Annotated in this window: 15 protein-coding genes and 1 pseudogene; 8 read left to right on the forward strand and 8 right to left on the reverse strand. The window is 73.9% G+C overall.

Annotation, left to right across the window (positions count from 1 at the left end; genetic code table 11):
- Window positions 1–28: 28 nt before the first annotated feature.
- Window positions 29–1,231 carry an amino acid deaminase/aldolase gene (locus OG710_RS04025; protein WP_330238104.1) on the forward strand — a complete coding sequence of 401 codons (1,203 nt, stop codon included), beginning with the start codon at window positions 29–31 and terminating at the stop codon, window positions 1,229–1,231.
- On the opposite strand, the gene OG710_RS04030 is transcribed toward OG710_RS04025, so the two are convergent.
- The 4 genes and pseudogenes from OG710_RS04030 to OG710_RS04045 all read right to left on the reverse strand — a co-directional run bounded on the left by OG710_RS04030 (window position 1,228) and on the right by OG710_RS04045 (window position 4,675).
- Entirely contained in the window at window positions 1,228–2,205 is a 978-nt protein-coding gene (locus tag OG710_RS04030; protein ID WP_330238105.1) for a DUF2510 domain-containing protein, read from the reverse strand. The two genes, OG710_RS04025 and OG710_RS04030, sit on opposite strands and share 4 nt — an antisense overlap.
- Window positions 2,202–3,208 (reverse strand): annotated as a pseudogene (locus OG710_RS04035) (aminoglycoside phosphotransferase family protein). The gene OG710_RS04030 and the pseudogene OG710_RS04035 overlap by 4 nt, the downstream one beginning before the upstream one ends.
- Complete coding sequence (locus OG710_RS04040; protein ID WP_330238106.1) at window positions 3,205–3,675, reverse strand: GNAT family N-acetyltransferase; 471 nt, start codon at window positions 3,673–3,675, stop codon at window positions 3,205–3,207. Before OG710_RS04040 ends, OG710_RS04035 begins: the two are co-directional and overlap by 4 nt.
- A 67-nt stretch (window positions 3,676–3,742) precedes the next feature.
- The gene (locus OG710_RS04045) at window positions 3,743–4,675 is read right to left on the reverse strand and encodes a LysR family transcriptional regulator (protein WP_330238107.1); all 933 of its coding nucleotides are present in this window, start codon (window positions 4,673–4,675) and stop codon (window positions 3,743–3,745) included.
- A 71-nt stretch (window positions 4,676–4,746) separates the two neighbouring features.
- Between OG710_RS04045 and OG710_RS04050 the strand changes: the two genes are divergently transcribed.
- The gene (locus tag OG710_RS04050; protein ID WP_330238108.1) at window positions 4,747–5,895 is read left to right on the forward strand and encodes a TDT family transporter; all 1,149 of its coding nucleotides are present in this window, start codon (window positions 4,747–4,749) and stop codon (window positions 5,893–5,895) included.
- A 28-nt stretch (window positions 5,896–5,923) separates the two neighbouring features.
- Here OG710_RS04050 and OG710_RS04055 read toward each other — a convergent pair whose 3' ends face one another.
- The 3 genes from OG710_RS04055 to OG710_RS04065 all read right to left on the reverse strand — a co-directional run bounded on the left by OG710_RS04055 (window position 5,924) and on the right by OG710_RS04065 (window position 10,336).
- The gene (locus tag OG710_RS04055; protein WP_111333633.1) at window positions 5,924–6,469 is read right to left on the reverse strand and encodes a helix-turn-helix domain-containing protein; all 546 of its coding nucleotides are present in this window, start codon (window positions 6,467–6,469) and stop codon (window positions 5,924–5,926) included.
- 173 nt (window positions 6,470–6,642) lie between these two features.
- Window positions 6,643–9,276: an ABC transporter permease/substrate binding protein gene (locus OG710_RS04060; RefSeq protein WP_330238109.1), complete on the reverse strand. Its 2,634-nt coding sequence runs from the start codon at window positions 9,274–9,276 to the stop codon at window positions 6,643–6,645.
- On the reverse strand, window positions 9,269–10,336 hold the full coding sequence (locus OG710_RS04065) for a quaternary amine ABC transporter ATP-binding protein (protein WP_330238110.1): 1,068 nt from the start codon (window positions 10,334–10,336) through the stop codon (window positions 9,269–9,271). The genes OG710_RS04060 and OG710_RS04065 overlap by 8 nt, the downstream gene beginning before the upstream one ends.
- 319 nt (window positions 10,337–10,655) lie before the next feature.
- Here OG710_RS04065 and OG710_RS04070 point away from each other — a divergent pair, with 319 nt between their 5' ends.
- Window positions 10,656–11,564, forward strand: coding sequence for a 5'-3' exonuclease (locus OG710_RS04070; RefSeq protein WP_330242148.1), 909 nt, complete (start codon window positions 10,656–10,658; stop codon window positions 11,562–11,564).
- 81 nt (window positions 11,565–11,645) lie between these two features.
- Window positions 11,646–12,488, forward strand: a complete 843-nt coding sequence (locus OG710_RS04075) for a siderophore-interacting protein (RefSeq protein ID WP_330238111.1) — start codon at window positions 11,646–11,648, stop codon at window positions 12,486–12,488.
- A gap of 169 nt (window positions 12,489–12,657) precedes the next feature.
- On the opposite strand, the gene OG710_RS04080 is transcribed toward OG710_RS04075, so the two are convergent.
- Entirely contained in the window at window positions 12,658–13,329 is a 672-nt protein-coding gene (locus tag OG710_RS04080; RefSeq protein WP_330242149.1) for a MerR family transcriptional regulator, read from the reverse strand.
- Between the two features lie 112 nt (window positions 13,330–13,441).
- Here OG710_RS04080 and OG710_RS04085 point away from each other — a divergent pair, with 112 nt between their 5' ends.
- The 4 genes from OG710_RS04085 (at window position 13,442) to OG710_RS04100 (ending at window position 17,482) form a co-directional block, all read left to right on the forward strand.
- Entirely contained in the window at window positions 13,442–14,425 is a 984-nt protein-coding gene (locus OG710_RS04085; RefSeq protein ID WP_330238112.1) for a hypothetical protein, read from the forward strand.
- A 34-nt stretch (window positions 14,426–14,459) separates the two neighbouring features.
- Window positions 14,460–15,044 (forward strand): sigma-70 family RNA polymerase sigma factor, encoded by a 585-nt coding sequence (locus OG710_RS04090; RefSeq protein ID WP_330238113.1) that lies wholly within the window; start codon window positions 14,460–14,462, stop codon window positions 15,042–15,044.
- Complete coding sequence (locus OG710_RS04095) at window positions 15,041–15,805, forward strand: anti-sigma factor (protein ID WP_330238114.1); 765 nt, start codon at window positions 15,041–15,043, stop codon at window positions 15,803–15,805. Before OG710_RS04090 ends, OG710_RS04095 begins: the two co-directional genes overlap by 4 nt.
- A 66-nt stretch (window positions 15,806–15,871) precedes the next feature.
- The gene (locus tag OG710_RS04100; RefSeq protein WP_443064218.1) at window positions 15,872–17,482 is read left to right on the forward strand and encodes a sulfite oxidase; all 1,611 of its coding nucleotides are present in this window, start codon (window positions 15,872–15,874) and stop codon (window positions 17,480–17,482) included.
- Window positions 17,483–17,588 lie beyond the last annotated feature (106 nt).

A 17,588-nucleotide genomic window follows, 5' to 3' on the forward strand; every position in this document is an offset into this window, starting at 1 on the left:
CAGTACGGCCGTCTGGCAAGCTGCGGCCATGACTGCCCGTGCCGCCGACCGGGCCCGTTACGACCGGGCCACCGCGCATCTCGACGCCCCCGTCGCCGTCGTCGATCTGGAGGCGTTCGACGCCAACGCCGACGATCTCGTACGCCGGGCCGCGGGCAAGCCGATCCGGGTGGCGAGCAAGTCGGTGCGGTGCCGGGCGCTGCTGGAGCGGGTGCTGGGGCGGCCGGGCTTCGCCGGGATCATGTCGTTCACGCTGGCGGAGTCGCTGTGGCTGGCCCGCGCCGGTTTCGAGGACGTCCTGCTGGCCTATCCGTCCGCCGACCGGTCGGCCTACGCGGAGCTGGCCGCCGATCCGAAGCTCGCCGCCGCCGTGACCGTGATGGTGGACGACGCCTCCCAGCTGGAGCTGATCGACGCGGCGCGGGCGGGCGGCGCCCAGGAGATCCGGGTCTGCCTGGAGCTGGACACCTCGCTGCGGCTGCTCGGCGGCCGGGTCCGGATCGGCGCCCTGCGCTCGCCGCTGCGCTCCCCCGCCGAGCTGGCCGAGCTGGCCAGGTCCGTGGTCCGGCGGCCCGGTTTCCGGCTGGTCGGCCTGATGGCGTACGAGGGGCACATCGCGGGTGTCGGGGACGCGGTGGCGGGTCGTCCGCTGCGGTCGCGGGCGATCCGGCTGATGCAGGCGACGGCCCGCAGGGAGCTGGCGGTGCGGCGGGCCGAGGTGGTGCGGGCGGTACGGGCGGTGGCGCCGGACCTGGAGTTCGTGAACGGCGGCGGCACCGGCAGCGTGCAGCACACGGCGGCCGAGGACGCGGTGACGGAGGTCGCCGCCGGTTCGGGGCTTTACGTGCCGCGGCTGTTCGACAACTACACCTCGTTCACCGCGCGCCCGGCCGCCCTGTTCGCGCAGCCCGTGGTGCGCCGGCCGGGCGTGGGCGTGGTGACGGTGCTCGGGGGCGGTTACCCGGCGTCGGGCCCGGCCGGGGCGGACCGGCTGCCGGTCCCGTACCTCCCGGAAGGGCTGCGCTACGACGCGCAGGAGGGGCCGGGCGAGGTGCAGACCCCGTTGCTGGGCGCCCCGGCCGACGATCTGCTGATCGGCGACAAGGTGTGGTTCCGGCATGCGAAGGCCGGTGAGCTGTGCGAGCGGTTCGACGCGCTGCACCTGATCGAGGGCGACCGCGTCACCGCGACCGTGCCGACGTACCGGGGCGAGGGCCGCACGTTCCTCTAGCGGGTGTGCTCGATGGCGCTGCCGGCGCCGTCCTGCGCGTCGTCGTCCTGCTTCGCGGAGCCGTCGTCCTTGGTGTCGTCGTCCTTGGTGTCGTCGTCGGTGGAGCGGATGCCGCGGGTGAGCGTGTCCATGAGGGACAGCGGGGGTCCGTCCGGGCCCGCGTCGAAGGCGTAGCGCACGATGACGGGCGACTGGCTGCCGACCGGTGAGGGGAAGGCGAGCGACTGCACATAGCCGCCGGGGCCCTTGGCGGTGGTGACCTTCCAGCGCACGAAGTAGCCGCTGCGGCCCGCCACCGTGACCTCACCGGCGGCGATCTGCCGGTGCGCGGTGATGCCGCCGTGGATGCGCCGGCCGACGAAGTCCTCCTCGTAGGCGCGGTCGGCCGCGTCGGTGATGTCCTCCTCGGCGAGGGCCTCGGGGGTGGTGGCGTCGGTGCCGCCGGGGGTCCGGGTGGTGACCGTGCCGTGGTAGCAGCGCGCGGTGGACGCGCCGGGGCAGTCGTAGGCGTCCTCGGTGCGCATCGTGAGGAGTTGCCCCGAGGTGCGCTCGGGGCGCTCCCAGCCATCCGGGATGGGCAGGCTGACGCCGTTGAGCTGGTCGATCAGGAGGGCCGGGTCCCGGTGGGCCGGTGTGCCGTCCGGCGAGGGGCCGCCGGTGCCGGTGGCGGTGGCGCCGGTCGTGGGGGTCGGGGTGCCGTGGGCCTGCGGGGGTGCCGGGTCGTCGTTGCCGGTGAGCAGCACGGCCCCGGTGACGGCGGCACCGACGACGACCGCCCCGGCGGCGACGAGGGCGACGGCCCGAGCGCTGCCGCCGCCTCCGCCGCGCTGCGGGGGCACCGGGTACGGCGGGGCGGGGGCGGGCGCGGCGGCGGGTGCGCGGGTGTGCGCGGTCCAGGCCGTCCCGTCCCACCAGCGCTCGGTGCCGGGCACGGCGCTGTCCGGGTACCAGCCGGGCGGGGTCGGGTAGCTCATCGCTCCACTTTAGGTCCTGTCCGAAGCCGATACCGGGGCCGCTCGCCGAGCCGCCGGCGCAGCCAGTCCAGGGCGGCGGCTCCCTGGGCTGCCTGGAAGGCCCGGAGCGTCGGCAGGCCCGGCGGGTCGGGGCGCAGCGCTTGTTCCGTGAAGTATCCGGCGACGGCGGCGAGCACGGCGGTGACCGCGTCGGGGTCCGCGTCCCGGCCGAGCGGGTGGGCGGTGAACAGGGCCTCGGGGTCCGGGCTGCCCTCGCCGGAGGCGTAGCCCTGGGCGGCCACGCAGGGCAGCATCACCAGCAGGTCGAACCAGGGCGCGGCGCGTACCGCGTGCGGCCAGTCGACGAAGACGGTGCGGTCGCCGGTGAGCAGGATGTTGTCGGCGCGCAGGTCGCTGTGGGCGAGGGTGTCGCCGGCGGCTGCCGCGGGCCAGCCGCTCTCCAGGTGCGCGAGGTCCGCGAGGCGGCGGGCGGCCCAGGGGTCGAGGCGGCCGGTGTCCCCGGCGGCGTGCAGGGTGCGCCAGCCGGTGAACATGTGGGCCTTGCGTTCGGCGACGGCCGGTACGCCGGCCGGGGCCGGGGTGAGGTGGCGGGCGAGGTCGCCCACGGCCGTCAGGACCCGGTCCAGTTCTTCCCGGTCCCAGGGCACGGCGGGCTGGCGGCCGTCGATGTCCTCCAGGACGAGGGCGACGCAGGTTCCGTCGTCGTAGGAGCCGAGCAGCCGGGGTACGGGGGCGTGTGCGGGCAGCAGTGCGGTGTGCCGGATCTCGGCGCGGTGCAGGTCGGGGCTGCCCGCGTTGATCCGGGCGCTCACCGCCTTGACGAAGGCGCGGCCGCCGCCGGCGAGCCGGACGCGGGCGGCGACGCCGGGCGAGAAGCGACGTTCTGGGTACGGGCCTCGGTGACCGGTGCGCCGAGGATGTCCTCGACGGCCGCGCGGACGGGGGCGGGCAGGCCGGCCCAGTCGTGGCGGACGCCGCGTGCGGGCGGGGCGGTGCTCGTCATCGGTCGGCCTTCCAGGTCAGTGGGGTGGGGCCGGTGGGGTCGGCGTAGCCGATCGAGCGGTAGAGGGCCTCGCCCTCGGGGGACGCGGTGAGGTCGATGCGGGAGCAGCCGGCCGCGACGAGGTGGTCGTGGACGGCCCGGAAGGTCAGGCGGGCGTAGCCGCGCCGCCGGTGGGCGGGGTCGGTGGCGACGGAGGCGATGTGGCCGACGTAGGGGGCGCGGCCCGGCCGGGGCAGGGAGCGCATGCACTGGCCGACGGCGCTGGACAGCAGCAGGTCCCCGGCGGCGATCACATAGGCGACGAAGTGCGGGTCGGTGCCGAGCCGTTCGCGGAAGTACGCCTCGCACTGCGGGGTCCAGCCGGGGTCCGGGTGGACGTCGGCGGAGGCGAGCATGACCAGGCGCAGCCGGGTGAGTTCGGCGGCGTCGGCCGCGCCGGCGCGGCGCAGCTGGGGCGTGGGGCTCACGGGTGGTCCTCTCGGGTCGGGTGCCCTGCAAGGGTGCCGTGGGCCGGCCGGGTGCGTCGCCCGGTTTTCAGGCGTCGGGCGTGCCGGTGCGGGTGAGGGCGAGCAGGTCGCGGGCGGGGCCGGTGGGGCGGTGTCCCGCGGGCCAGACCGCGCGCAGCTGGCGGCGCAGCCGTACTCCGGCGACGGGGACCTTGACCAGGCGGCGGGCGGACAGTTCCTCGCCGAGGGCGAGTTCGCTCAGGACGCAGGGCCCTGCGCCGCTCTCGGCCGCGCCCTTGACGGCGGTGGTCGAGGAGAGTTCCAGGAGGGCGGGGGCCAGGGGTCCGTGGAGGGCGAGCGCGGCGTCCAGGACCTGGCGGGTACCGGAGCCGTGCTCGCGCAGGATGAGGGGGGTGGCGGCCAGTTCGTCGGGGGTGAGCGGGGCACGGCGGCGGGCCCAGGGGTGGGTGGGGGCGACCACGACGACGAGGCGGTCGTGGGCGATGACCGTGCCGTCGAGCCCTTCCGGGACGGTCAGGCCCTCGACGAAGCCGAGGTCCGCGTCCGCGCCCAGCAGTCGCTGGGCGACCTCGGCGGAGTTGCCCGCGAGCAGCGAGACGGCGGTGCCGGGGCGGGCGGCGCGCAGGGCGATGAGCCAGCCGGGGAGCAGGTATTCGGCGATGGTCATGGAGGCGACGACCCGCAGCCGGGAGTCGCGGCGGTCGCGCAGGGCCTGGGCGCCCGCGTCGAATGCCTCGGCGGCCTCCACGATCCGGCGGGCCCAGTCGGTGACGAGGGCGCCCGCGCCGGTGAGGCGGGAGCCGCGGGGCGAGCGGTCGAGGAGGGTGACGCCGAGCTGCCGTTCCATCGCGCGGACCCGGCTGCTGGCGGCGGGCTGGCTGATGCCCAGGTCGCGGGCGGCGCGGCCGAGGCTGCCGTGCCGGGCGACGGCGAGGAGCAGTTCCAGCGCGCCGAGGTCGGGGACCCGGTGGGACAGCGGGCTGGGCGGTTCGCTGGTCATAAGCCCACCTTATGACCTCATAGGCGGGTACTCCCTGGTGGGGCTCCGGCACGGTCCGGGACAATCGTGGCATGGCCACCTATCTACGGACCCGCACTCGTTCCCCGTACTCCGCCGCCGTCCGGCGGCCCGCGCTGCGGCACTTCGGCCCCAACTGGTACGCGACGGTGATGGGCACCGCGATCGTGGCGAGCGCGGGTGTGGCGCTGCCGCCGCACATACCGGGGCTGCGGGACGCCTGTGCGGTGGTGTGGGTGGTCTCGGCGCTGCTGCTGGCCGCGGTGCTGGTGGCGCGGGCGGGGCACTGGGTGGCTCACCGCGACCAGGCACGGACGCATCTGGCCGACCCGGCCGTCGCGCCGTTCTACGGCTGCCTGTCGATGGCGCTGCTGGCGGTCGGCGGTTCCGGGCTGGTCGTGGGCCGGGACGTCATCGGGCACCGGGCGGCGCTGGCGCTGGACGTGGTGCTGTACACGGCGGGCACGGTGACCGCTCTGGTGGCGGCGGTGGCGGTGCCGTATCTCATGATCGTGCGCCACCGGCCGGCGCCGGGTACGGCGTCCCCGGTGTGGCTGCTGCCGGTGGTGGCGCCGATGGTGGCGGCCGCGCTGGGCCCGATGCTGGTGCCGGAGCTGCCGCCGGGGCAGGGGCGCGAGGCGCTGCTGCTGGGCTGCTACGCGATGTTCGGGCTGAGCCTGCTGGTGACGCTGACGATGCTGCCGCTGATCTTCGGCCGGCTGGTGCACCGGGGTCCGCTGCCGCCGGCCCTGACGCCCACGCTGTTCCTGGTGCTCGGGCCGCTGGGCCAGTCGACGACCGCGGTGAACGCGCTGGCCGATGTGGCGCCGGGCGCGGTCGGCGGTACGTACGCCTCGGCGCTGCGCGCCTTCGCGGTGCTGTACGGGGTGCCGGTGATGGGGTTCGCGCTGCTGTGGCTGGCGCTGTCGCTGGCCATGGTGGTGCGTGCGATGCGTGCCGGGATGACGTTCTCGATGACCTGGTGGGGTTTCACGTTCCCGGTCGGCACCTGTGTGACGGGGGCGGCGGGGCTGGCCCGGCACACGGGTCTGACGGCGTTCACCTGGCTGGCCGTGGCGCTGTACGTGCTGCTGGTGACGGCGTGGGCGGTGGCCGGGGTGCGTACGGTGCGCGGGCTGCTCAGCGGGGCGCTGCTCGCGGCGCCGCAGCGGCCGGTGCCGGTGGCGGCCGGGGCCGCCTGAGCGGCGCCTCATCGGACCCCCGGCACGGTCAGCGCCGGGGGTCCGATGTGGCGTCGATGTGTTCGGCGACCGCGACGCACAGCAGCCGGGTGCCGGGCAGGGTGGCCCGCCAGCGGTGGCGGACCCCGCCGGACAGGAACAGGGTGTCGCCCTGGACCAGCCGGTAGGCGCGGCCCTCCGCCTCCACTTCGACGGCGCCCTCGGCCACGTACAGGATCTCGTCGTTGCGGTGCTGGAACTCGCGTCCGAGGTCCAGCTCCCCGCTGAACTCCAGGGCGCTGAGCTGATGGCGGCCGCGGACCACCCGGTGCGTGCCGTCCTGCCGCGCGGCGCGTACGACGTCCACCGCGCGGGCGGAGTCGGCGGCGGCCCGCAGCCGGGCGGTGGTGGTCTCCAGCGCTTCGGCGACCCGGTCGAGGGACCGGGCGCTGGGTCTGGCGCGTTCGTTCTCGATCTGGCTGAGGAACGGTACGGACAGGCCGCTGCGCGACGCGACGGCGGCCAGGGTCAGTCCCAGGGATCTGCGCTGTCGGCGGACGGCGGCGCCCACCCGAAGTGTTTCCTTCTCGTCCATGTCCGGCTCCCTCCCAAGTCGCCATCCTTCCGGTTGTGGGCGTCTCGCGCACTCCGTTGGGGCAGGACGGCCCGGAAAGTGACCTCACCGGAACACCGGAAGGGGTGGGTCCCGCCGCCGGCGGGACCCACCCCTTCATGGACTGCGGCCCTGGTGGGGGCCGGTTCCGGTGCCTACTGCGGCGCCATCTTGTCCGCGATGCCCGGATTCTTCTCCATCCAGGCCTTCACGGCTTCCTCTTCGTGTCCTGTACCGCGCTTCTGGATCTCGTTCTCCAGACCGGCGAGCTGCTCCTCGCTCATCCGGAAGTCCTTGAACCACTTCGTCAGCCGCGGGTAGTTCTCCGGGAAGCTCTTGGAGGCGATGGTGTGCAGCCGGTCGCCCTCGCCGAACGCCTTCTTCGGGTCCTGGAGCCTGGTCAGCTCGTACTCGCTGTACGCCCAGTGCGGGGTCCACAGCAGGACGGCGATGGGTTCCTTCTTGGCGTACGCGCGCTTCAGCTCGGCGAGCATGCCGGGCGTGGAGGCGTCGACGACCTTGTACTCCTTGTCGAGGCCGTAGGACGGCAGCACGTTCTTCTTGAGGTTCCCCATGGTGGCAGTGCCCGGCTCGATGCCGACGATCCGGCCCTTGAAGTCGGACGCCTTGCCCTTGAGGTCGGCCAGGGACTTCACGTCCTTGACGTAGCTCGGCACCGCGACCTCGATCGAGGTCGGGCCGTACCAGGAGCCGATGTCGGTGAGCTGGGAGCCGTACTTGTCCCAGTAGTTCTTCTGGGTGTACGGGAGCCAGCCGTCGAACTGCACGTCGAGCTGGCCGCGCGACATCGCGGTGTACATCGGGCCGACCTCGAACTGCTTGAGGTTGATGGTGTAGCCGCGGTCCTCCAGGACGGCCTTCCACAGGTACGTGGCGGCGATGTCCTCCTCCCACGGGAACCAGGCCACCTCGACCGGGCGGTCGCGCTCGTCCTTGCCCTTGGCGGCCTTCTTCGCGCCCTCGGGGACGGGGGTCCACTCGGCGGCGGCGTCCGGGTTGGCCTTCAGCCAGGTGCGGACGGCCTGCTGCTCCTTGCCGGAGCCGCTCTTCTGGATCTCGGCTTCGAGGCTGGTGAGCTGGTCCTCGGTCATCTCGAAGTCCTTGAGCCACTTGCCGACCACGGGGTTGTCCGCGGTGAAGCCCTTGCGGGCCAGCGTGTGGATGCCGTCGCCCTTGCCCCAGAGGTTCTTGGGGTCCTTGAGCTTGGTCAGCTCGAACTGGTTGTACGCCCAGTGCGGCGACCACAGCGGAACGACGATCGGTTCCTTCTTGGCGTACGCGCGCTTCAGCTCGGCCAGCATGGACGGCGTGGAGCCGTCGATGACCTTGTACTCCTTGTCCAGGCCGTAGCCGGGCAGGATCTTGTCCTTGAGCAGGCCCATCTCGCCGGCGCTGGGCTCGATGCCGACGATCCGGCCCTTGAAGTCGGACGCCTTGCCCTTGAGGTCGGCCAGGGACTTCACGTCCTCGACGTACGCGGGCACGGCCAGCTCCAGCGAGGTGGGGCCGTACCAGGAGCCCATGTCCTCCAGGCGGTCCTTGTACTTCTTCCAGTACGAGGCGTGGGTGACCGGCAGCCAGGAGTCGGTCTCGAAGTCGATCTGGCCGCCCGCCATGCCGGTGTACAGCGCGCCGGCCTCGTACTGCTTGACGTCCACCTCGAAGCCGTGGCGCTCCAGCAGCTCCTTCCACAGGAACGTGGAGGCGATGCCCTCGTCCCACGGGATGTAGCCCATGCTGATCTTCTTGCCGGCGCCGATCTTGCGCGTACCGGAGGCGGTGGCGTCCTTCGCGTCGTCGGAGGAGCCGAAGAGGCCCATGCCGCCGGCGACGAGCGCCAGGGCGACGACGCCCGCGACGGCGACGACGGGCTGCGGGCGGTGGTGCCAGATCTTCAGGCCGCCGGCCACCGACTGCGCCTTGGCGAGCGCGCGGCGGGCGAGCGGGGAGACCTCGCGGCCCAGGGCGCTGGTCATCCGGTCCAGGTACATGGCCAGGATGACGATGGAGACACCGGCCTCGAAGCCGAGGCCGACGTCCACGTTGCCGATGGCGCGGTAGACGGAGCCGCCGAGGCCGCCGCCGCCGACCATGCCGGCGATGACCACCATGGACAGGCCCAGCATGATGACCTGGTTGATGCCGGCCATGATCGTGGGCAGGGCGAGCGGCAGCTGGACCCGCAGCAGGGTGTTGCGCGAGGTGGTGCCGAACGCCTCGGCCGCCTCGACCAGTTCGCCGTCCACCTGGCGGATGCCGAGTTCGGTCATCCGGACGCCCGGAGGCAGCGCGAAGATGATGGTGGCGATGATGCCGGGAACGACACCGACACCGAAGAAGATCACGCCGGGGATCAGATAGACCATGGCGGGCATGGTCTGCATGAAGTCCAGGACCGGCCGGGTCACCGCGCTCACCGTCTTGGAGCGGGACGCCCAGATGCCGAGCGGAATGGCCAGGACCAGCGTCACGATCGTCGCGACGAGGACCAGCGTCAGCGTGTCCATCGCCTCGTCCCACAGTTCGACCGAGTCGATGAGGGCGAATCCGGCGAAGGCCAGGAGACCGGCGAGCAGGCCGCGCAGCCACCAGGCGATGACGGCGACGATGCCCGCGAAGAGCAGGGGGGCCGGAGCGGAGAGCACAGCGGCGATGCCGTCGAACATGCCGCTCACGACGGAGCTGATGGCGTCGAAGAGCCAGGACAGGTGGGTCTGGAGCCAGTCGACCGCGGAGTCGACCCAGTCGCCGAGATGGAGCCTAAACACCGGCCACCTTCTTCGGCGAGGTCGCGGCGGCGTCCTGCGGGGCGCCTGCCGGGGTCATCGGCTCGCCGAGCACGGCCAGCAGCCGGGCGCGGGGGATGACTCCGGTGAGCTTGCCCTTCTCGTCGGTCACGGCGACCGCGACCCCGCTCTGCGAGCAGGGGGTGAACAGCTCGATGATCGGCGTGGACTCGGTGACGGTGGCCGGTGCGGCCCGCAGTACGTCGGCGGGGTTGCGCAGCTCGTTGCCGTCGTCGTCGCGGGTGCCCATGACCGTGTGCGGTTCGGCCATGACGGCTCCCGCGGTCAGCACGCGGGCGCGGTCGACGTCCTGGGTGAAGGAGGCGACGTAGTCGTTGGCCGGGGTGACGAGGATGTCCTCGGCGGTGCCGAGCTGGACTATCTCGCCGTCGCGCATCACGGCGATGCGGTCGCCCAGGCGCATGGCCTCGTTGAGGTCGTGGGTGATGAAGACGATGGTCTTCTTCAGCCGCTTCTGGAGCTCCAGGAGCTGGTCCTGCATGTCGCGGCGGATCAGCGGGTCGAGCGCGCTGAAGGACTCGTCCATCAGGAGCAGGTCGGCGTCGGTGGCGAGCGCGCGGGCGAGGCCCACGCGCTGCTGCATGCCGCCGGACAGCTCGTCGGGCCAGGACTTCTCCCAGCCGGCCAGGCCGGTCAGTTCCAGGGCCTCGGCGGCGCGGCGGTTGCGCTCGGCGCGCGGGACGCCCTGCACCTCCAGGCCGTACGCGGCGTTCTCCAGGACGCTCCGGTGGGGGAAGAGCGCGAAGTGCTGGAACACCATGCTGATCCGGGTGGAGCGGACGTGGCGCAGCTGGGCGGGGCTCAGGGCGGTCAGGTCCTGGCCGTCGAAGAGCACCTGGCCCGAGGTGGGCTCCAGCAGGCCGTTGAGCATCCGCAGCAGCGTGGACTTGCCCGAGCCGGACAGCCCCATCACGACGAAGATCTGGCCGGGTTCGACGGTGAACGATGCGTCGATCACCGCTGCGGTCGTTCCGTCGGCGCGCAGCGCTTCGCGGTCGGTGCCGCTCCGCAGTTTCCGCACGGCTTGATCGGGTCGTCTGCCGAACACTTTGTACAAGTGCTCGGCTTGCAGCCTGGACACATACACCTCACGCGTTGAACCGAAAACGGTCCGCCACCCCCACCGGCAGACCGTGGAGCGGCACGGATTCTGTCCGCTTGTCACATGCAATAGTTGAAATTGCGACGTGGTCCGCTCCGATGGCGCGCCTGCCCCCGCTTACACGGAGCAAACACAAGAGTGACCCGGATCACATATCCGGCCGGGGTTTCCGGGAACCGCGTCCCCGGCGGCCACTGTCGGTGGGGTGCGGCATCATCGGCGTGTGACGCGACGCCTGATGCTCCTCGACACCGCTTCCCTCTACTTCCGCGCCTACTTCGGTGTGCCCGATTCGGTACGCGCGCCGGACGGCACCCCGGTCAACGCCGTCCGCGGCCTGCTGGACTTCATCGGCCGGCTGGTGCGGGACCACCGCCCGGACGACCTCGTGGCCTGCTGGGACGCGGACTGGCGGCCGCAGTGGCGGGTGGACCTGATCCCCACGTACAAGGCGCACCGGGTGGCCGTCGAGACCGGGGCCGGGGTGCCGGACGAGGAGGAGACGCCGGACACGCTGGCCCCGCAGGTGCCGGTCATCGCGGACGTCCTGGACGCGCTGGGCATCGCCCGGATCGGCGCCGAGGGCTACGAGGCGGACGACGTGATCGGCACGCTGACCGGGCGGGCGTCCGGCCCGGTGGACATCGTCACCGGCGACCGGGACCTCTACCAGCTGGTGGACGACGCCCGCGGGGTGCGGGTGCTCTACCCGCTCAAGGGGGTCGGCACCCTGCAACTGACGGACGAGGCGTGGCTGCGCGAGAAGTACGGCGTGGACGGCCGCGGTTACGTGGACCTGGCACTGCTGCGCGGCGATCCGAGCGACGGGCTGCCCGGCGTGCCCGGCATCGGCGAGAAGACGGCGGCCAAGCTGCTGGACGCCTTCGGCGACCTGGCCGGGATCATGGCCGCCGTGGACGACCCGGCGGCCAGGCTGACGCCCTCCCAGCGCAAGCGGCTCGACGAGGCCCGCGCCTATGTGGCCGTGGCGCCGAAGGTGGTCCGGGTCGCCGGTGACGTGCCGCTTCCGGACTTCGACCCGGCCCTGCCCGCCGGGCCGCGCGACCCGGCGGCCCTGGAGACGCTGGTGGCCCGGTGGGGCATCGGCGGAGCGGTGGGACGACTCCTCGACGTGCTGCGCGACTGAGGTGTTAGGTTAGGTAACCCTAAGACCTGATGCCGGCTCCGGCCGGCGGTCCCTCATTTCCGGCAGCAGGGAGCGGATCTCGTGGCAGAACGACCTGAGCGGCGGGCCCCGAGGGCTCGGGGGGCGCAGGTGCTGCGCACCGAGCGGATCACCCCGCACATGGTCCGGGTGGTGCTCGGCGGCGACGGCCTCGCCGACTTCACCCTCGACGGATTCACCGACCACTACGTGAAACTGTGCTTCGCCCCCGAGGGCGCGGAGTACACCCATCCCTTCGACATGGCCCGCATCCGCGAGGAGTACCCGCGCGAGCTGTGGCCCACCACCCGTACGTACACGGTGCGCTCCTGGGACGCCGCGGCCCGCGAGCTGGCGATCGACTTCGTGGTGCACGGCGACGAGGGCCTCGCGGGGCCCTGGGCGGCGGGGGCGAAGCCGGGCGACCAGGTGACGTTCCTGGGGCCCGGCGGGGGTTACGCCCCCGAGACGTCGGCGGACTGGCATCTGCTGGCGGGCGACGAGAGCGCGCTGCCGGCCGTCGCCGCCGCGCTGGAGCGGATGCCGGCGGGTGCGGTGGTGCACGCGTTCGTCGAGGTGGCGGACGCGGCGGAGGAGCAGAAGATCGCCTCGCCGGACGGCGTCGTCATCACCTGGCTGCACCGGGCCGGCCGCCCGGTCGGCGAGGCGCTGGTCGAGGCGGTGAGGGGGCTGGAGTTCCCGTCCGGCGACGTCCAGGCGTTCGTCCACGGCGAGGCGGGCTTCGTGAAGGAGATCCGCCGCCATCTGCGCCTGGAGCGCGGGATTCCGGCCGGCCGGCTGTCGATCTCGGGCTACTGGCGCCTGGGCCACGACGACGAGGCGTGGCGCTCGGTGAAGCGCGAGTGGAACGAGCAGGTGCAGCGCGAGCAGGAGCCCGCCGCGTAACCCACGCGGTACGCACCGCCCTGGTGCCCCCGGTCCGCCGGACCGGGGGCACCGTCATGCCGGGGCGCCGCCGGACGGCCGCATCGCCACGCCGGGCCGCATCGCCGCGCCGGGCTCCGGCGCCGTGCCGGGCCCCGGCGCGTGACGCGCGCCCGGCCCGGACCGTGGCTCATGCCCCGGCCGCTCCCCCGGCCGGCGCGCCCCCGCCCCGCGCCTCCTCCCCGTAGGCGCGTTCCGACGCCTCCGCGTGCGCCAGTCTCCGCAGCGCGCCGAACATCGCCTCGCCCAGGACCGTGCCGACGACCACGCTCTCCACCAGGTCCTCCCGCGCCACCCTGGCCCGCACATAGCCGAGGTCCACGCGGGCGACCTGCTCGGCGGCGTCCGCGTACGCGTCGAGCAGGTCGATGAACGCGCCGTGCCCCGCCCGGCGCAGGGCCACCAGCACCTCCGCGAGGGACTCCGCCCCGGCGCTGCCCGGCTCCGAGCACCAGCCCCTGCGCTCCACCAGCTCCGCCACCTCCTCGCGGGCCGCCCGCAGTTCGGGTCCGGCCTCGTCGGCCGGCGGCGCGTCGAGCCGCGCGGCCGCCGCGCCCAGGACCTTGTGGACCGGCTGGGCCGGGTCCTCCATGACCCGCAGCACCTCCCCGATCGCCGACAGCGGGAGCTTGCCCACGTCCAGCAGGGCCCGGATCAGCCGCAGCCTGCGCTCGTGCCCCTCGCCGTAGCTCGCCTGGTTGGGGCTGGTCAGCCGGCCGGCGGGCAGCAGCCCCTCCCGGACGTAGAACTTGATCGTCGGCACCGGGACCCCGGACCTGCGGCTCAACTCACTGATGCGCACCGCGCGTTCGCCCTCTCTCCTTGCCAATCCGGCACTCATCATAGATAGTTCCCCTACCGATAGTGGCAAGTGCCACTATCCATACTCGGATCGATCCTTCAGGGGGACACCCATGTCGCGATGGCATACCTGGCACCGCCCGTTAGTCCTGTTCGCCGCCTCGATGGCGGTGATGACCGCGGTCTCGGGGGTCGGCCTGCTGGTCGACGACCGGGTTCTGGCGGGCGCGCCGATCTGGGCCAAGCCCTTCAAGTTCGCGGTGTCGTTCGTGGTGTACGCGCTCTCGCTGGCCTGGATGCTGACGCTCACCGACCGGGGCCGGCGGGTCGGCCGGTGGGCCGGGACGGTGGTCGCCGCGGCGAGCCTGGGCGAGATGGTGATCATCACCGGGCAGGTGATCCGGGGGAAGCGGAGCCACTTCAACGTGGCCACACCGTTCGACGCCGCGCTGTTCCAGGTGATGGGCGTGACGGTCGTCGTGCTGTGGGCGGGCACGCTGGTCATCGCCGTCCTGCTGCTGCGGGCCCGGATCGCGGACCGCGCCTCGGCCCTGGCGGTCCGGGCCGGCGTCCTGCTGGCCCTCGCGGGCGCGGGCATCGGCTTCCTGATGACCGTGCCGACCCCGGAGCAGCGGGCGGCGGGCCTGGACGGCACGGCCGATGTGGTCGGCGCGCACGCGGTGGGCGTTCCGGACGGCGGCCCGTCGATGCCGTTCACGGGCTGGTCCACGACCGGCGGCGACCTGCGCGTGCCGCACTTCGTGGGGATGCACGCGCTCCAGATCCTGCCGCTGCTCCTCCTGGCTCCGGTGGCACTGGCGCCCCGGCTGCCCCGGCTGCGGGACGCGGGGGTGCGGCTGCGGCTGACACGGGTGGCCGTGGGCGCGTACGCGGGGCTGGTCGCCCTGGTGCTGTGGCAGGCGCTGCGCGGTCAGCCGCTGGTCCACCCGGACGGGGTGACCCTCGGCTGCGCCGCGCTCCTGGTGGCCGGGACGGCGCTGGGCGGGTACGCGGCACTGCGCCCGGCGCCCGGCCGCGGACGTCGTGGCAGGATCTCCGGCCTGCGGCCCATCCGCACCGGCACCGGCTCCGAATAACCCGGAGAGCGCCGACCACCGAAGGGACCCCCGCGTGAAAGAAGCCGTGTACATCAGCGGAACGGCCTCGGCGGGGCCCGATCTCCAGGAGCTGATGGGACGGGTCGCCCTGGGCGACCAGGAGGCGTTCGCCCAGGTCTACGACAGGGTGAGCGGGCCGGTGCTGGGGCTCGTGCGCGGCGTGCTGCGCGACCCGGCCCAGTCCGAGGAGGTCGCCCAGGAGGTCCTGGTGGAGCTGTGGCGCACCGCGTCCCGCTTCCGGCCCGCCCGCGGCAGCGCCATGAACTGGGTGCTGACCCTGGCCCACCGCCGCGCCGTGGACCGGGTGCGCTCCGCGCAGGCCGCCGCCGTCCGCGAGCACAAGGCGGCCCTGCTCGACCGTACGCCCGCCTTCGACGAGGTCACCGAGCAGGTGGAGACCCGGCTGGAGCGCGAGCAGGTGCGCCGCTGTCTGCGCACCCTCTCCGAGCTCCAGCGCGAGTCCGTCACCCTGGCGTACTACCGGGGGCTGACCTATCGCGAGGTGGCCGAACTGCTGGCGGTTCCGCTCGGCACGATCAAGACCCGGCTGCGCGACGGACTGATCCGGATGCGCGACTGCCTGGGGGTGGGCGCATGACCGACGCCGCTCTGCACACCCTGACGGGCGCCTACGCGCTGCACGCCCTGCCCGACGCCGAACGCCACGCCTTCGAACGGCATCTGGCCGACTGCGGGGCCTGCTCCGTCGAGGTGCGCGAACTCTCCGAGACCGCGACCCGGCTCGGCCTCGCCGCCGCCGCACCGGCCCCCCGCGCCCTGCGGGAGCGGGTGCTCCGGGAGATCACGACGGTACGCCAGGAGCCGCCGGACACGCCCCGGCGCGGCCGGGCGCCCGAGCGGCGGGGTGGGGCGGGCGCCTGGCCCCGGCTCGCCCTGGCCGCCTGCCTGGCCGCGGCGGTCGGCCTCGCCGGGGTCGCCGGGTGGCAGCAGCGGGAGGCGCGGGACGCCCGGCAGCAGGCGGACGCCGCCCGGCAGCACGCCGAGCGGCTGGCCCGCGTCCTCGCCGCCCCCGACGCCCGGACCTCCTCCGGCACGCTGGAGAACGGTGCGCGGGGCACGGTGGTGGTCTCCCGCAGCGAGGACCGGGCGGTGTTCATGGCCTCCGGGCTGGCGGCGCCGCCCAGCGGCAAGGTGTACCAGCTGTGGTTCGACGACGGGGGCACGATGCGCCCGGCGGGCCTGATGCGCGCCGCCGACCCGTCGTCGACGGCGTACACCGCGCTGCTGGACGGGCCGGTCGGCGGGGCCGTCGGCATGGGCATCACGATCGAGCCGGCGGGCGGCTCCGCCCGACCGACCTCGGCCCCGATGGCACTGATGAAGCTGCCGTCGGCGTGAACGAACCTGCGCCACTCGTTCGGGTGATGGACCCATCCGCCGGGCGGCCGGCTCCGAATCCCCGACGTGAGTGAAGAGCGGAACGATCCGGAGACCGGGGCGGGAGAGCCCCGGCGGGCCCGTGCGGCACGCGCGGTCTGCGGCGCGCTCGCCGGGCTGATCGCCGGGTTCTGCGCGCTGGCCGTCGCCGAACTGGTGGCGGCGCTGGTGCGCCCCGAGGCGGGTCCGGTCGCGGCGGTGGGCGGTGCGGTGATCGACCGCACTCCCCCGGCCGTGAAGGACTTCGCCGTACGGAACTTCGGCACCGACGACAAGCTCGTGCTGGAGCTGGGCATCCTCGCCCTGCTGGCGCTGTTCGCCGTGACGCTCGGGCTGTCGGCGCCGCGTCACCGGCGCGCCGGGGCGGCGGGCGTCCTGGTCTTCGGCGTGATCGGGGCGGTCTGTGCGGTCGGACGGCCCGGCGGCGGGGCCCTCGACGCCCTGCCGTCGCTGGTGGGCGCGGTGGTGGCGGCGGGTGTGCTGTACGTCCTGGCGGGACGGCTGGTCCCGGCCGCCGCACCCCTCGCCGGGCGGCGCACCGCCGGCGCCTTCGACCGGCGCGGCTTCGTCCTCGCGGCGGGCGCCGTGGCGGCCGTCTCGGCCGGGGCGGGGCTGCTGGGGCGGCGGCTCACCTCCGTCGTGCAGGCGGGGGCGGCTCGTTCCCGGCGCGATCTGAGGCTCCCGGCGCCCGACTCCCCCGCACCCGCCGTGCCACCCGGCACCGACCTGGAACTGCGCGGCCTGAGCCCCTTCGTGACGCCCAACCAGGACTTCTACCGCATCGACACGGCCCTGGTGGTGCCGAGGGTGGACGCCGGGACGTGGCGGCTGCGCATCCACGGCGAGGGCGTGCGCACCCCGCTGGAGCTCGGGCTCCGGGACCTGCTGCGCCGGGAGACCGTCGAGCGCGACATCACCCTGACCTGCGTCTCCAACGAGGTCGGCGGCCCGTACGTGGGCAACGCCCGCTGGCTGGGGGTGCGCCTGGCCGATCTGCTGCGGGAGGCGGGCGTGCGGCCCCCGTCCGAGGGCGGACCGGCCGATCAGCTCGTGGCGCGTTCGGTGGACGGCATGACGATCGGCACGCCGGTCGAGGACGTGATGGACGGCCGCGACGCCCTGCTCGCCTTCGGCATGAACGGCGAACCGCTGCCCTTCGCCCACGGCTTCCCGGTGCGGATGGTCGTCCCCGGCCTGTACGGATACGTGTCGGCCTGCAAGTGGCTCCAGGACATCGAGCTGACCACCTTCGACGCGTACGACCCGTACTGGGTGCGGCGGTCGTGGTCCCGGCGGGCGCCGGTCAAGACCCAGGCCCGCATCGACACCCCGCGCCCCTTCGCCTCCCCGAAGGCCGGCACCGTGCCGGTCGCCGGGGTCGCCTGGGCCCAGCACCGGGGCATCGTCCGCGTCGAGGTACGGGTGGACGGCGGGCCCTGGCAGCCGGCCCGGCTCGCGGCGCAGGACAGCCGGGACACCTGGCGCCAGTGGGTGTGGGAATGGCCCGCCACCCCCGGCGGCCACACCCTGGAGGTCCGCGCCACCGACGGCACCGGCGCCGTCCAGACCGGGCGGCGCGTCGGCACCCTGCCCGACGGCGCGACCGGCCGGCACACCGTGGTGGTGAACGTGTCCTGACCGGCGCGCCTCCGCCGCCGTCTCCCCCGAGCCCCGCCTCCCCCGCGCACCGCCCGCCCCGGCGCGCGCACACCCCAGACCAACTACCGTACGTAATCAATTAATT

Source organism: Streptomyces sp. NBC_00525, assembly GCF_036346595.1.
Classification (GTDB): Bacteria; Actinomycetota; Actinomycetes; order Streptomycetales; family Streptomycetaceae; genus Streptomyces.

Excerpts from the sequence above, each read along its gene's own strand:
- OG710_RS04055 (WP_111333633.1), bottom strand. The coding sequence starts at position 6,469 with ATGGACGAGAAGGAAACACTTCGGGTGGGCGCCGCCGTCCGCCGACAG.
- OG710_RS04095 (WP_330238114.1), top strand. The coding sequence starts at position 15,041 with ATGACCGACGCCGCTCTGCACACCCTGACGGGCGCCTACGCGCTGCAC.
- OG710_RS04025 (WP_330238104.1), top strand. The coding sequence starts at position 29 with ATGACTGCCCGTGCCGCCGACCGGGCCCGTTACGACCGGGCCACCGCG.
- OG710_RS04045 (WP_330238107.1), bottom strand. The coding sequence starts at position 4,675 with ATGACCAGCGAACCGCCCAGCCCGCTGTCCCACCGGGTCCCCGACCTC.
- OG710_RS04050 (WP_330238108.1), top strand. The coding sequence starts at position 4,747 with ATGGCCACCTATCTACGGACCCGCACTCGTTCCCCGTACTCCGCCGCC.
- OG710_RS04085 (WP_330238112.1), top strand. The coding sequence starts at position 13,442 with ATGTCGCGATGGCATACCTGGCACCGCCCGTTAGTCCTGTTCGCCGCC.
- OG710_RS04030 (WP_330238105.1), bottom strand. The coding sequence starts at position 2,205 with ATGAGCTACCCGACCCCGCCCGGCTGGTACCCGGACAGCGCCGTGCCC.
- OG710_RS04070 (WP_330242148.1), top strand. The coding sequence starts at position 10,656 with ATGCTCCTCGACACCGCTTCCCTCTACTTCCGCGCCTACTTCGGTGTG.